The 13,818-nt window shown below is 52.1% G+C and carries 13 protein-coding genes; 8 read left to right on the forward strand and 5 right to left on the reverse strand.

Going from position 1 to position 13,818, the window contains the following annotated elements; all coding sequences use genetic code 11:
- Positions 1 to 98: 98 nt before the first annotated feature.
- The 3 genes from ACTCIA_RS01660 to murJ are packed head-to-tail and all read right to left on the reverse strand — an operon-like array spanning position 99 to position 2,241.
- Entirely contained in the window at positions 99 to 365 is a 267-nt protein-coding gene (locus tag ACTCIA_RS01660) for a hypothetical protein (RefSeq protein WP_463000068.1), read from the reverse strand.
- Entirely contained in the window at positions 362 to 694 is a 333-nt protein-coding gene (locus ACTCIA_RS01665) for an FtsB family cell division protein (RefSeq protein WP_463000069.1), read from the reverse strand. Before ACTCIA_RS01665 ends, ACTCIA_RS01660 begins: the two co-directional genes overlap by 4 nt.
- Positions 691 to 2,241, reverse strand: coding sequence for a murein biosynthesis integral membrane protein MurJ (murJ, locus tag ACTCIA_RS01670; RefSeq protein WP_463000070.1), 1,551 nt, complete (start codon positions 2,239 to 2,241; stop codon positions 691 to 693). The genes ACTCIA_RS01665 and murJ overlap by 4 nt, the downstream gene beginning before the upstream one ends.
- A gap of 871 nt (positions 2,242 to 3,112) precedes the next feature.
- Between murJ and ACTCIA_RS01675 the strand changes: the two genes are divergently transcribed.
- The 4 genes from ACTCIA_RS01675 (at position 3,113) to rpsT (ending at position 5,727) form a co-directional block, all read left to right on the forward strand.
- Positions 3,113 to 3,565 (forward strand): hypothetical protein, encoded by a 453-nt coding sequence (locus ACTCIA_RS01675; RefSeq protein WP_463000071.1) that lies wholly within the window; start codon positions 3,113 to 3,115, stop codon positions 3,563 to 3,565.
- A gap of 102 nt (positions 3,566 to 3,667) precedes the next feature.
- Positions 3,668 to 4,267 (forward strand): hypothetical protein, encoded by a 600-nt coding sequence (locus tag ACTCIA_RS01680; RefSeq protein WP_463000072.1) that lies wholly within the window; start codon positions 3,668 to 3,670, stop codon positions 4,265 to 4,267.
- A 126-nt stretch (positions 4,268 to 4,393) separates the two neighbouring features.
- Entirely contained in the window at positions 4,394 to 5,299 is a 906-nt protein-coding gene (locus tag ACTCIA_RS01685) for a HAMP domain-containing protein (RefSeq protein ID WP_463000073.1), read from the forward strand.
- A 170-nt stretch (positions 5,300 to 5,469) separates the two neighbouring features.
- Complete coding sequence (gene rpsT / locus ACTCIA_RS01690) at positions 5,470 to 5,727, forward strand: 30S ribosomal protein S20 (RefSeq protein WP_463000074.1); 258 nt, start codon at positions 5,470 to 5,472, stop codon at positions 5,725 to 5,727.
- An 18-nt stretch (positions 5,728 to 5,745) separates the two neighbouring features.
- Here rpsT and lptE read toward each other — a convergent pair whose 3' ends face one another.
- Both lptE and leuS read right to left on the reverse strand, forming a co-directional pair.
- Positions 5,746 to 6,240 carry an LPS assembly lipoprotein LptE gene (lptE, locus tag ACTCIA_RS01695; RefSeq protein ID WP_463000075.1) on the reverse strand — a complete coding sequence of 165 codons (495 nt, stop codon included), beginning with the start codon at positions 6,238 to 6,240 and terminating at the stop codon, positions 5,746 to 5,748.
- Positions 6,241 to 6,286: 46 nt separating this feature from the next.
- Complete coding sequence (gene leuS / locus ACTCIA_RS01700) at positions 6,287 to 8,893, reverse strand: leucine--tRNA ligase (protein ID WP_463000076.1); 2,607 nt, start codon at positions 8,891 to 8,893, stop codon at positions 6,287 to 6,289.
- A 285-nt stretch (positions 8,894 to 9,178) separates the two neighbouring features.
- Between leuS and ACTCIA_RS01705 the strand changes: the two genes are divergently transcribed.
- The 4 genes from ACTCIA_RS01705 (at position 9,179) to secF (ending at position 13,815) form a co-directional block, all read left to right on the forward strand.
- Positions 9,179 to 10,639 carry an Rne/Rng family ribonuclease gene (locus ACTCIA_RS01705; RefSeq protein ID WP_463000077.1) on the forward strand — a complete coding sequence of 487 codons (1,461 nt, stop codon included), beginning with the start codon at positions 9,179 to 9,181 and terminating at the stop codon, positions 10,637 to 10,639.
- A gap of 132 nt (positions 10,640 to 10,771) precedes the next feature.
- On the forward strand, positions 10,772 to 11,095 hold the full coding sequence (gene yajC / locus ACTCIA_RS01710; protein ID WP_463000078.1) for a preprotein translocase subunit YajC: 324 nt from the start codon (positions 10,772 to 10,774) through the stop codon (positions 11,093 to 11,095).
- 70 nt (positions 11,096 to 11,165) lie between these two features.
- Positions 11,166 to 12,737, forward strand: coding sequence for a protein translocase subunit SecD (secD, locus tag ACTCIA_RS01715; protein ID WP_463000079.1), 1,572 nt, complete (start codon positions 11,166 to 11,168; stop codon positions 12,735 to 12,737).
- 10 nt (positions 12,738 to 12,747) lie between these two features.
- A complete protein-coding gene (secF, locus tag ACTCIA_RS01720; protein WP_463000080.1) occupies positions 12,748 to 13,815 on the forward strand; it encodes a protein translocase subunit SecF in 1,068 nt (355 codons plus the stop codon).
- Positions 13,816 to 13,818: the final 3 nt, after the last annotated feature.

Genomic DNA, 13,818 nt, shown 5'->3' on the forward strand with positions numbered 1-13,818 from the left:
TAGTCTACTGTTTGTTGCGGATTTGTCCATTTTCAGTAGCTGATTACCACAAATATAAAACCGGTTTTGCGCAAATCAAGGATAAAATCAGGAAGGATTTAAATTTTCGGATAGCGGTCTTTTTTGTAAAACCGGTATCTGGCCACCAGGTCAAGCCATCGGGCCATGCGGCCGGCGAGTTCAGAGATAGTGGTTTCATTGGCCGCAGGGCTTCCGCAATCCGCTATTTTGTCTGCCATTCGGAATTGCCCGGTTTTTGCGGTTTCCCGGAGGCGGGCGCAGATGATTTCAGCCTGCCGGGTATGGCCCTGTGCCGCGTATAAACGGGCCAGGGTCTGGCTTGCGTATAAGGGGTGATTTTTCATTGATTCTGTTTTTGTTGGTTTTTACCGCCAGCGTCGTCAAAGCGGAACACGATTTCATCCGGCCGGACCATGTTGAGTTCCTCCCGCGCCACCTGCTCGATATATGCCGGGTCGTTTTTCAGCCTGTTGATGCTGCGGTACAGGTCCATGTTTTCTTTTTCAAGCCGGGCGTTTTCCTGCCGGATTTGCTTCAGTTCCTCGCGCATGGCTTTCATGCCCGTCAGGCCGTGATCGCCAAAGATAATGGCCAGCAGGTAAATGCCGAGCAAAAGGGCGGCAGCCCAAAGCCCCCAACGCACAAGACCGGAGTTCTCGGATACGGATTTCAACTGCGTTTCACCATGGAAATCAAACTATATAGGGCGCTGCGATGCAGCAGCCATGCGCAGGCCACGTAGACCAGTATACCGGCAAAAATTGCCGCTGCAAGCTCCACAATCAGCACCCGCGCGGGACCTGCGGCATCAAGGGGCAGAAAAGCCATCCACCCCAGCAGGACAACACCCATTGCACTGGCAATTATCACAGTTTTACCTGTGGAAACAATGATCTTTTTCCAGTGCAGCCCTCCCAGGCGGTAATGGAGCACGCCGGTGAGCAGGATAAAATTGATCATGGAGGCAAGGGATGTGGCCAGCGCCAGCCCGCCGTGGGACAGGGGGCCCATGAGGATCACGCCCAGGCCGATATTGGCGATGATGGAATATGTGGCCATCTTAACCGGCGTCTTGGTGTCCTGGAGGGCGTAAAAGGTGGATACAACGATGCGCACTGCGGAAAAAGCCCATAGTCCGACGCTGTAATGAAACAGGGCAAACCCCGTGGCCTGCAGACTTTCAATCTCAAATGCCCCCCTGTGAAAAAGCAGCCCGACAATGGGTTCGCGCAGAACAATCAGGCCCACCATGGCCGGGATGGTAATAAAAAAAACCATGTTCATGGCATAGGCAAAGGTGTCGGCCAGGGCTGTGAAGTCTTCTGCTGCCGCCTGGCGCGAAAGACTCGGCAGCAGGGCCACGGACATGGAAATGGCGAATATGCCCAGGGGAAACTGCACCACGCGGTCGGCATAGTACAGGTAAGAAACACTGCCCTCGGCCAGCAGGGAGGCCAGAAGGGTGCCGATGAGAATGTTGACCTGGTAAACCGCTGCGCCGAAAACAGCAGGTCCCATGAGCCTGGCGACCCGGGCCAGACCCGGATGGAGAAGCGGGGCTTTTTCCCAGACACGGATGCCTTTTTGCAGCAGAAACGGGAGCTGGAGTGCCAGCTGGAGGCCTCCGCCGATTAACACGCCGATGGCCAGCCCCATAACAGGTTCCTGCATGAGAGGGGCGATAAACAGCACTGCGCCGATCATGGCAAGGTTTAAAAAAACCGGTGCCAGGGCCGGGGCCGCAAAATGGCCAAGCGCATTTAAAATTCCCATGCACAGGGCCACAAGGCAGATACAGACAATGTAGGGAAACATGATCCGGGTGAGGGTGACTGTCAGTTCGAACTTATCGCCGGAAAAACCCGGAGCCACGCCCTTGACGATCCAGGGGGCTGTGAGAATGCCAGCAATGGTTACCATCACAAGAATGGCCGCCAGCAGGCGCATGGCCGATCTGGCCAGCGCAAATGCTTCAGCCCGGCCGGAGTCGGTCAGGTATCGGGTAAAGACCGGCACAAATGCCATGCTCAGGGTGCCTTCGGCAAACAGGCGCCGCAGCAGGTTGGGAATCCGGAAGGCCACGAAAAAAGCGTCTGAAAGTCTGCCTGCCCCGAAAAACCATGCAATGATCATATCCCGGATAAAGCCCAGAATCCGGCTCAGCAGGGTAGCCAGACCGATTACGCCGGCAGCCCGGGTTACTTTTTGTTTTTCATCCATAATGCAGGACTTTTACAATACCCGTACGGCAAGATCAAATGATAAAAGCCAATGCTTTGATTGCGCGTGCTTTCCGAGTTGCCTGAAAAGCAGGCTTTTTTATCGGTTTCAGTGTTCACTGCGGCAAAATATAGCATTTTTAAGTGACGTTAACGAATTCAGACAATTAATAAACACTGTTTATTAACATAAAAAAAGATAAGATTAATGATGATTGTATGTATATTTGAGATTTGGTTTTATTTTCTTGACATGTTTTTTACATTCATATAAATAGCAAGATTATTGAAAATAATTCAAAGAGTTAACCTTACTGAGCCGAATTATTGGCATCCTAACATTTAGTTCTTTTCTTCTAACTGAAGCCTGGACCTGGCATACGATATCTGTAAAAAGTTGCAATAATTGTATAATTTTCACCATGAATTGGGATGGAATATATTGGCCTTCTTTGGAAAAAGTTCTTGGTGTTTTGAACAATCTCCCGGGCTGTCTGAATTTTTCTTTTTTCGCTTGTTGTCATCGAAAAGGCGTTTTTTTGACAGTGATCAATGTTGCCCGCATGCATTTCCCGGATTTCGATTCCATGCGTCATGACAGTGTTGGTTTTTGGGAAACCTCAGAAATATCAACGCATTTTTTTATATTTTCACCTTTACGCTTTTCCAAAAGGTGAACCTTGCGAAGTTTTAAACAGCTGCCAAGCGGGAATAAATGCATTTCAGGAAGAAAATCCCGGATCAGTCAGCGGTGAGAATTTTATTCATGGCCGGCAAGGGTATGGGTTTGTGCAGCGTGTCATTGGCGGGTGGTAACTGCTGTAAACAGCCATGTGGAAAATAATTTTTTCCACCATCAGAAGGGGGAGGCAATGGCCAATTTGCTTGATTTTCATTTTAAAAGAACCAGAGCGGATACAAGCAATGAGATCACTCTTGACAGAGACATGCTCAGGCTTCTTGCGGCATTGGATGAGCGAAAAACATTACGGCAGGTGATGACTGACGCGGATATGACCCCTGCGGCTTTCAAGCAGACGTTTTCAAAACTTTATAACCTCCGTCTGGTTGAAAAAGTGGAGCCGAATATATCTTATTTGAATCCGGCTTTTATTAACGATGTCAAATCAGATTTGGTTGATTTGCTGGGGCCTCTCGGAGAGACCCTGATCGAAGATGCAGCAAGTGACATGGGTTTTTCCTTAAATGGAATTCCAACAACAGGTGCGTGGGATTTTATTGAGCGCGTGGCTGAAATGATTCCGGGCAATAAGGAAAAAACAACCTTCAAAAATAAGATGCATAATAAAATGAAGGGGCTGTAACTGTCTGGAATCCTTGTTCACCAAGCAAGGCGCAATTCATCTTCATTGTCTTTAAAAAAATTGTCAATCAACGCGCCACAGCGTTACATAAGGAGAAGAACATTGCGGAAAAACATTATTTTGTTTTCAGGCATTGCGATTTTCATATTCTTTTCAGGCTTCATCCCGGCCATGGCCGAGGACGATAACCTGACAGGAAGAGACCTTATCGCTAAACAAGCCGCCCTGAGCTGTCGGGATGAGGTCATCCAGGAGATGGAAAAACTCGTGGATTCAAATGTGGTATCATTTGCTGATTTGTTTGATACCTTTTATATACCTATTCCGGACACGGATCCGCCAAAATACCATACTCAATACGATCGCCATACGGACAAGGTCCTGCGTATCATTCTTGATAAGTATCTTGGACAGCAGTCCTGGTTTTTGTATGTTGTGGCTGTGGATAGAAATGGCTATGTGCCTACCCATAACTCGAAATATTCCAAGGCGCTGACAGATGATCCGGATTACAACCTGAAACATAATCGGACAAAGCGTATTGCCAACGACCGCACGGGCCTGGCTGCAGCACGCAATACCGATCCGTATTTGCTTCAGCAATACGAACGGGATACGGGAAACACGATTGCAGATTTGTCTGTCCCGATTTATATCCGGGGCAAACACTGGGGTGCGATTCGTGTGGGCTATGAGAAATAGCGGCACTTTCCGGTAATATCCATGGGTCGTGGATTTATCTTAAGAAAACAAACAGGTTGTCCTTTTGTGACGTTTTTTCCATATGGATGGAGCCAAATATTGTAACCAAAAACAGGGGATCAGATCATGCTTTCATTTATTACCGGAAAAATGAGTGTAAAAATTTCTTTGGTCATCAGTGCGATTATTATCATTGTGTTTTCCGCGGGCACCTATTTTTTGGTAAGCCAGCAAACCAGCAGGCTTGAGGATGAGCTTTTATACCGTGCCAAAATTCAGTCTGTTCTTGGGGCTGAAACAGTGGCCACTATTATAGAGGAAGCAATCGATAATGGCGTTTTTTCCGTTAACGAAGCATTTGACACGGATTACCAAATATTGGGCAATTTTGATCCGCCCAAATACCATACTTCCTATGATTCATACCTGGACCGGGCCATTCTTTCCATACAGGACAAGTTCCTTAAGGATGACAATCTGATTTACGCGGTGGCAGCGGATCAAAATGGATATGTTCCAACCCACAATACCCGCTATCAGCAGCCCATCACCGGTGATCCGGAAAAGGATCGGGTCGGGAACCGAACCAAGAGGATCTTCAACGACCCGGTTGGAATCAAGGCAGCTGAAAACAAAGAAGAGGGATTTCAGCAGATATATCATCGGGACACCGGGGAAGTCGCATGGGATGTTTCGTCGCCCATCACTGTCAAGGGAAAGCATTGGGGCGGGTTTCGTGTCGGGGTTGAACTCAGTTCGATCAGTGCAGCGCAAAAACAGCTGGTGAAAACAATGGGGTTGATCATGATCCTTATTCTTGTTCTATCCTTATTGTTTACATTTCTTTATGTTTCCAAAGCCATGGCACCATTGCGGAAAATGACGGTTGTGGCCGGAAACATTGCCAAAGGAAAGGAATTGGAGAGTGAAATCCCGGTCACGCGAAAAGATGAAATCGGGGACCTCCAGGATGCCCTGAATCGCCTGAGGCTGAGTATTTTAATAGCGCTGAAACGGAAAAAGGGAAAATAAGGCCAGAGCAGAGCCGGTTTTTTGCCGGGAGTTGGTGTTGCCATCCTGTTTTGGCTTGACACAACTTTTTTGAGGGGGTATAGAGACAAATTACGCTATTTTATTTTCAAACAAATCGCAACCAAAGAACAAAAGCCAACGTATAAAAAAGATACAAGGAGATTGGAGCATTGGCAAATCACAAATCCGCGCTGAAGCGAATCAAGCAGAACACCATGCGCCGCATGCGCAATCGAATGGTCAAAACCCAGGTCAAGACCTCGGTTAAAAACGTGCTCACAGCGGCAAAGGGTCAGGGAGATGTCAGCTCAGAGCTTCAAAAAGCCCAGTCTGTCATTGACAAGGCGGCCCGCAAAGGCGTAATTCACAAAAAAACCGCCGCCCGCAGAATTTCAAGGTTAAACCGGCGGGCAAACCGCTCTGTATAAGGGTTTTAACGCTCTTTTTTAAAAATCGTCGGTCATCCGATAATAAATCCGCTGTGCCAGCCGGCCCGAGAGCTTGGCCACAGCGGATTTTTTGTTCTGTTCAGTGCCCATGTTGTCGCCGGCCACCGCGTATTCCTCCGAGGCTGAGATGCCGCTTGCAGACCACAGGGTCTCGCCGCTTGTGCTGACAAGTCTGACATCCACCACTACGGTCACCCGCTCTTCTGAAGTTTCATGAGCTGCGCTGTGGGAGATGCTGCTGCTGCGCGCAGAGCGGATCACCCCGGTAAGAACCGCGTCGGCCCGGTTTTTGTCGCTTATTGTGGCCTTGTCCGTGCGCGTGATCTCGTAGAGGATGTCATTGGTGAACACGGCTTCGATGCCGATCTCACCGGTGCGGTTGGTAAATGTTTCCACTGCGATCCGCCGGACATCCCCGGGGAGGCTGCCGCCGCCGGCCAGTCGGTACCCGCAGCCCGCGGCAAGCATCGCCATGGCGGCGAGAGCCGCCAATACAGAAAACAGCCGCCTTTTGCGTCTGCAGGTGTTCTTTTGGGTATTATACAACGATATTCACCAGCTTGTGTTTGACTGTGATCACCTTTTTTACCGGCTTGTCGGCGATAAAGCGCGCCACGTTTTCATCCTCCAGAGCCCGAACCTTTAATGCCTCGTCATCTGCCTCTGCATCGATTTCAAATTTGGCCCGCAGCTTGCCGTTTACCTGCACAACGATCAGACGGGTGTCTGCGGATAGCGCATCTGTTCGCCAGGCGGGCCAGGATTGATTGGCCAGGCTGCCGGGTTCATATCCAATGGCGGCCCAGAGTTCTTCCGTAAAATGGGGAACCACCGGTGCAAGCAGCAGCAGGGTGGTTTCCATGGCTCCGCGCATTACGGCCGCAGCTGTATCATCTGGGGTTTCCGGGGAGATGCCCCGGGTTTCGGCCTGATACATGGCATTGACCAGTTCCATGACCGCACTGATGGCCGTGTTAAAATGAAACCGGGCTTCGATGTCGTCTGTGACCTTTTTGATGGTCTGATGGGTCTTGATGTAAAGGGGCCGGATGTTTTCATCCAGGTCATCGGGTGCATCGGTGAAAGCCCGGGTTTGTCTGAATCGGACAATCCATGCCGAGGCCAGCCGCCAGATGCGGTTTAAAAAACGGAAACCGCCTTCAACCCCCTGTTCACTCCATTCCAGGTCCCGCTCGGGCGGGGCGGCAAACAGGCAGAACAGCCGGACCGTGTCCGCACCGTAGCGGGCCACCAGTTCATTGGGATCAATGATATTTTTCTTGGATTTTGACATTTTTTCCACCCGTCCCACTTCCACGGGTTGGCCGCATTTTTTGCAGAAAACCGATTCACCGCGCGCCCCGGCTTCCTCGGGATACAAAAAACCGTGTTCCGGGCAGTGCTGGGTTTCCTTGCACACCATTCCCTGGGTGAGCAGGCGGGTGAAAGGTTCCTTGAAATCCACCAGGCCCATGTCCTTTAATACCCGGGTAAAATACCGGGAGTAAAGCAGGTGCATGACCGCATGCTCAACGCCGCCGATGTACTGGTCCACGGGCATCCAGTACGCGACTTCCTTTTTGTCAAACATGGCCGTATCACAGTGCGGGCTGCAGTAGCGTTCAAAATACCACGATGATTCCACAAATGTATCCATGGTGTCGGTTTCGCGTCTGGCTGCGGCCCCGCATTTCGGACAGGTGACGTTGACAAAGGCCTCATGGGAGGCAAGCGGTGAGCCCCCGCCGTCGAGCAGATCAATGTTTTCCGGCAGCACTACCGGAAGATCCGCGTCTTTTACCGGCACGATGCCGCATGTGTCACAATGGATCATGGGCACCGGCGCCCCCCAGTACCGCTGACGGGAAATACCCCAGTCCCGGATGCGGTAAGTGATGCTGCGCTTGCCCAGGCCGTGTTTTTCAAAATAGGCAATCAGGTCTTCATAGGCTTTACGGTTGTGCATGCCGTCAAACGGGCCGGAATTGACCATGGTCCCGTCGCCGGTATAGGCCTGCGTTGCTGCGGTTTCTTCAACGGAGAGGTCCTCCGGTTTGATCACAACGATAATGTCAATGCCGTATTTTTTGGCAAATTCGTAATCCCGCTGGTCATGGGCGGGCACGGACATGACTGCGCCGGTGCCGTATTTCATAAGGGCGAAATTGGCAGTATAAACAGGGATTTGCGTGCCGGTGACCGGGTTGGTGCACCAGGTGCCCAGAAACACGCCTTCTTTTTCCTTTGTTTCCAGCATCCGGTCGGTGCGGCTTTCCGCCGCCATACGGTCGACAAACGCATCCACTGCCTCCTGCTGCCCGGTGCCGCGGGAAAGGGTTCGGACCAGCGGGTGTTCCGGGGCCAGCACCATGTAGGTGGCCCCGTAGATGGTATCGGGCCGGGTGGTAAAAACGTCTATGACCTCATCTGTGCCGCTGACAGGAAAGCGGATTTCCGCGCCGGTGCTTTTGCCGATCCAGTTTTTCTGCATGGTCAGCACTTTTTCCGGCCATCCGGGCAGTTTTTCGCAGTACTCCAGCAGATCATCGGCATAGTCGGTGATCTTGAAAAACCATCCCCAGAGTTTCTTCTGTTTGACGGGCCGTCCGCATCGCCAGCACTCGCCGTTTTCCACCTGTTCATTGGCCAGCACGGTGCTGCAGGTCCCGCACCAGTTGACAAGCGATTCCTTGCGGTACACCATGCCCTTTTCATACATACGGATAAACAGCCACTGCTCCCATTTGTAATATTTCGGATCGCAGGTGGCCAGTTCCCTTTCCCAGTCGTAGCTTAAGCCCAGGCGTTTTAATTGTTTTCGCATGGCTGCGATATTGTCCCAGGTCCACTGGGCCGGGTGGGTTTTATTGGCAATGGCCGCGTTTTCCGCGGGCATTCCGAATGCGTCCCATCCCATGGGATGCAGTACATTATAGCCGCACATCCGCTTGTATCGCGCCACCACGTCGCCGATGGTATAGTTGCGGACATGCCCGATATGAATGCGCCCGGAGGGATAGGGAAACATTTCCAGCAGATAATATTTTTCCCGGGAGGCGTCGGCATCCGCGCAAAAGGCCCGGGTCTTTTCCCAGACCTGCTGCCATTTGGGTTCAATGGTTTGCGGGTCGTATCGTTGATCCATTTTCGGTTGCTGCCCCTTTTTTTGTGATTGTTGATAATTCCCACTTTCATGCCACAGGATAAATGAAATATCAAGCCTGAGGCATCAAAATGCCAGAAATCGTTTGACTTGTCTGCGCCAATTTCCTATTTATCTCCTGAATCGGCCATTATGGACAAGTTGCCGACGAAAAACCGGAAATCTGGAACAATTTAAAAACATTCACATGCACCTCACATCACCATCGGCCTGATGCAGACGCATTGGATGCAAAAAATCAAAGAAGTATTCTGGAAAAAGCCGCATATGACAAGCAAGATTCTCATCAACGCCGTGGACCCGGAGGAATGCCGCATCGCCACGGTTACGGACAACCGGCTGGAAGAGTTTCACATTGAAACCAGCGCCCGGGAAATTACCCAGGGAAACATTTACAAAGCGGTGGTCTCCAGGGTGGAGCCGAGCCTGCAGGCGGTCTTTGTGGACTACGGGGCGGAAAAAAACGGTTTTTTGCAAAAGCAGGAAATTCATCCGGATTATTTCCACGACGACCCGTCGGGCAATCAGTCCCTGAAAAACGTTGTCAAGCGTGGCCAGGAGCTCATCGTTCAGGTGACCAATGATCCCATCATGGAAAAAGGGGCCATGCTCACCACCTATATCTCCCTTCCGGGCCGAAACACCGTGCTGATGCCCGGCACGAAAAACCGCGGGGTTTCGCGCAAGATTACCGATGAGAAGGAGCGCAAGCGGTTAAAGGAGATCACCCAGAACCTGGATTTGCCGGAAGATTACGGGCTTATCGTGCGCACAGCCGGCCAGGGCAGCAACAAGACCATTATTTCCAAGGATGTGCGCTATCTCATGCGGCTGTGGAAAAACATTCAGCAAAAGGCCGTGGAGGAAAAGGCCCCGATGCTTCTCTACAAGGAGCAGACCGTTGCCGTCCGGGCCATCCGGGATTCGTTTACAACCGATGTCAAGGAAATCCTCATCGATGATGACACGGTTTATCAGCAGGTCAGAGAGTTTATCCAGATTGTCTCGCCCCAGCACAAAAAAGTTGTCAAGCGCTATTCCGCTGACAAGCCGATCTTTACCAAGCACCAGCTCGAAGAGCAGATCGCCTCGATTTTTGACAACCGGGTCAAGCTCAAATCCGGCGGTTCCATTGTGATTGAACAAACCGAAGCCCTGGTTTCCATTGATGTCAACTCCGGCAAGGCCACCCAGAAGGCCTCAATCGAGGCCACAGCCCTGCAGACCAACCTTGAGGCCGGCGAAGAGGTGGCCCGTCAATTGCGCCTGCGGGATTTCGGGGGGTTGATTGTCATCGATTTTATTGATATGCGGGACCGCAAGCACAAAGCCCGGGTGGAGCAGACCCTGAAAAACGAACTTAAGCCGGACAAGGCGCGCACCAAGGTGGGCCGGATATCGGCATTCGGCCTTCTGGAAATGTCCCGCCAGCGTATCCGACCGTCGATCCGGTCGCTGAATTTTGAAATCTGCCGGTATTGCCAGGGAAAGGGCGTGATACAGTCGGTGGAATCCCTGGCACTGGGATTTTTACGGCGCCTGCGCCTGGAGACGATTAAAAGCGGGGTTACCACGGTCAAGGGATATCTGCCTTCAGAGGTGGCCACTTATCTGCTCAACCGCAAAAAGCGGGAAATCCTGGATCTGGAGATGCGCCGGAAAATCACCGTCTCCATTGAGACCGACAACAACATGCTGCCCGGCGACAGCAGGATTGAGTGCGAATAGCCGAAAAAAAAATCGTTAAAAACAAGTTGATTTTACTTAACACTTAATCACTTAAAACTTAACACTGCCTGTAAAAAAGACTTTTTACAGGCCCACCAGACATAGAAAACAGTTTAAAAAGGAGGTTGGATTTTGATTGAATTAGCTTACGCCATGGGCCAGACAGGTGAGGGCGCTGCCCAGGGAGGCGGGTTGGCCGCATTTCTGCCCATCATTTTGATGTTTGTGATTTTTTATTTCCTGCTCATCCGGCCCCAGCAGAAAAAGGCAAAGGCCCACCAGGAAATGATCAACAACCTGAAAAAAGGCGACCGTGTGATTACCAGCGGGGGCATTCACGGCTCCATCACTTCCCTGGACGAATCAACGGCAACTGTTGAGATCGCCGACAAGGTCCGCGTCAAGGTAACCCGGGGCAGCATTGCCGCCCTGAGCCAGTCCGCCCAGTCTGAATAATTTTCCGGATATCAATGCCAAAGATCGGATAAAAAGCAACAGGGATGGACACAGAAACGAAAGGGTATTTGTGTTGAAAGGCTATACGTGGCGCGTATTGGTGGTCCTGGGTATCATTCTGGCGGCAGTGGTGTATGTGGTGCCCACATTTAAGCCCGGCATCTGGCCCAACAAGCAGATCAACCTGGGACTGGACCTGCAGGGCGGCATGCACCTGGCCCTGGAGGTGGAAACCCAGAAGGCTGTGGACGGCACCCTGGACCGGATTCAGGGAGAGATGCGCACCCTGCTGCGCAAAGAGCGCATCCGGCACAGCCGTATGGCGGCTTCCGGGGACAACGGGCTTGTCATCGGGCTCATGGACGCCGATGATGTTGAAAAAGTCGAGGATCTCATTGAAAGTGAATTCGAAGAGGTCACGGTCCGTTCCAGCTCCAGTACCCAGGGCGATGTGAATGTGGAAATTGCCATCATGGCCGAGCGGGCCGGGCAGATCCGGGAGCAGGCAGTAGAGCAGGCCCTTGAGACCATACGCAACCGCATCGACCAGTTTGGCGTAAGCGAACCCGATATTCGGGTCCAGGGCGAACGCCGGATTTTAATCCAGCTTCCCGGGGTCAAGGACACGGATCGGGCAAAGGAACTGATCGGCAGAACCGCCCAGCTGGAATTCAAGCTGCTCGATGAGGACAACTCGGTTCAGCGGGCCCTGGAAGGGCAGGTGCCGCCGGGCAGTGAAATTCTTTACCAGAGCGGCGATACGGCCCAGGAGAGCCGCCGGCCCTACCTGGTGAAAAAAGACACGCTGCTGACCGGCGCATACCTGGAGGATGCACGGGTAAAGATCGACCCACAGTATAACGAGCCTTACGTGACCATTGACTTTGACCGCAGGGGGGCGCGGATTTTTGAGCGGATCACGGCGGAAAATGTCAAAAAGCAGCTGGCCATTGTGCTGGATAACAATGTTTATTCAGCCCCGGTGATCCAGGAGAAAATCGGCGGCGGAACCGCCCGCATAACCGGCAATTTCTCCATGCAGGAAGCCCATGACCTGGCCATTGTCCTGCGCGCCGGCGCCCTTCCCGCACCCGTGGAAATTATCGAGGAGCGCACCGTGGGCCCGTCTCTGGGCCATGATTCCATCCGCATGGGCCTGATTTCAATGGCTGTTGGCAGTGTTCTGGTGCTGCTTTTCATGGCGGTTTACTACCAATTGGCCGGAATGATTGCCAACACGGCCCTGGTGGTCAATATACTGCTGATTGCAGCCGGGCTTGCGGCTTTTGGCGCCACATTGACCCTGCCGGGAATTGCCGGTATTATCCTGACCATCGGCATGGCCGTGGATGCAAACGTGATTATTTTCGAGCGCATCCGGGAGGAACAGCGTCTGGGCAAGACGCCGGCTGCTGCAATTGCGGCCGGATTTGACAGGGCCGCTGTGGCTGTGCTTGACGCAAATGTCACAACGCTGATTGCGGCTTTGGTACTTTATCAGTTCGGCACCGGACCCGTGCGGGGCTTTGCTGTGACCCTGAGCCTGGGTGTGCTGGCCAGCCTGTTTACGGCCCTGTTTGCCTGCCGGCTGATATTTGACTATTTCTACAGCGTTCGGCGCATGAAAACTCTCAGCATATAAGGATCTTTGTATGGAAATCATCAAACCCGGGATCAATATTGATTTTATCGGCCGGCGATACCTGGGATACGGCATATCGGCGCTGCTGTTGATCGCAAGCCTGCTCACCCTGGTGATCAATGCCGGGCCCAATTTCGGCATTGATTTTGTGGGCGGCACCATTGTTCAGGTGCAGTTTGACCAGAAAGTGGAGATCGCCGATGTCAAAACCGGGCTGGATCAAATCGGTCTGGGCGGCTCTGCGGTGCAGCGGTTTGGCGCGGCTGAGCATAATGAATTTTTGATCCGGACCAATGATCCTTTGTCCACTGGAGACGATTTTTCGGGAGATATAAGCAAAGCCCTTTCCGCATCCACCAATGCAGATCCTGAAATCCGGCGGGTGGAAATGGTGGGCCCCCAGGTGGGTGAAACCCTGCGGGAAAAGGCCCTGTTTGCCCTTTTTTATGCGCTGCTGTTTATTACCATTTACATTTCCGGCCGCTTTGAAATGAAATGGATGCTCAGCGCAGCCACGGCCGGGGCCCTTATCGGGGCGGTGTATGTGTTTTCCCTTTTTAACGTCAGCATTCCGTTTCTGATCCTTGTGGCCCTGATTGTCAGCCTGGTTTTGTTTTACCAGCTTCACCTGCGCTTTGCCATGGGTGCCACAGTGGCCCTGATTCACGACGTGACCATCACTGTGGGGGTTTTTACCCTGCTGGGCAAGGAGTTTTCCCTGCCCATCGTGGCAGCCCTTTTGACCATCATCGGCTATTCGCTCAATGACACCATTATCGTGTTTGACCGGATCCGTGAAAATTTCCGGCGCTACAACCGCAGCAGCCTGGAGGGCAACATCAACCGCAGCATCAATGAGACCCTGAGCCGGACCATCCTGACTTCCTCCACCACCCTGATGGTTTTGCTTTGCCTGTTTTTTCTGGGCGGAGACATTATCCATGATTTTGCCCTGGCCATGATCATCGGGGTGGTGATCGGCACGTATTCTTCTGTTTTTGTGGCCAGCCCGATGCTGCTGTTTATGCAGGGCGGGGCTTCACCGGTTCAGGGGACGGCGGCACCGGATGCGGCTTAGTCG

Source organism: Desulfosalsimonas sp., from assembly GCF_055149105.1.

What these genes read in the sequence shown, in the direction of transcription:
- ACTCIA_RS01705 (WP_463000077.1), top strand. Translation starts at nt 9,179, where the DNA reads ATGACAAGCAAGATTCTCATCAACGCCGTGGACCCGGAGGAATGCCGC.
- secF (WP_463000080.1), top strand. Translation starts at nt 12,748, where the DNA reads ATGGAAATCATCAAACCCGGGATCAATATTGATTTTATCGGCCGGCGA.
- leuS (WP_463000076.1), bottom strand. Translation starts at nt 8,893, where the DNA reads ATGGATCAACGATACGACCCGCAAACCATTGAACCCAAATGGCAGCAG.
- ACTCIA_RS01675 (WP_463000071.1), top strand. Translation starts at nt 3,113, where the DNA reads ATGGCCAATTTGCTTGATTTTCATTTTAAAAGAACCAGAGCGGATACA.
- ACTCIA_RS01660 (WP_463000068.1), bottom strand. Translation starts at nt 365, where the DNA reads ATGAAAAATCACCCCTTATACGCAAGCCAGACCCTGGCCCGTTTATAC.
- ACTCIA_RS01685 (WP_463000073.1), top strand. Translation starts at nt 4,394, where the DNA reads ATGCTTTCATTTATTACCGGAAAAATGAGTGTAAAAATTTCTTTGGTC.
- murJ (WP_463000070.1), bottom strand. Translation starts at nt 2,241, where the DNA reads ATGGATGAAAAACAAAAAGTAACCCGGGCTGCCGGCGTAATCGGTCTG.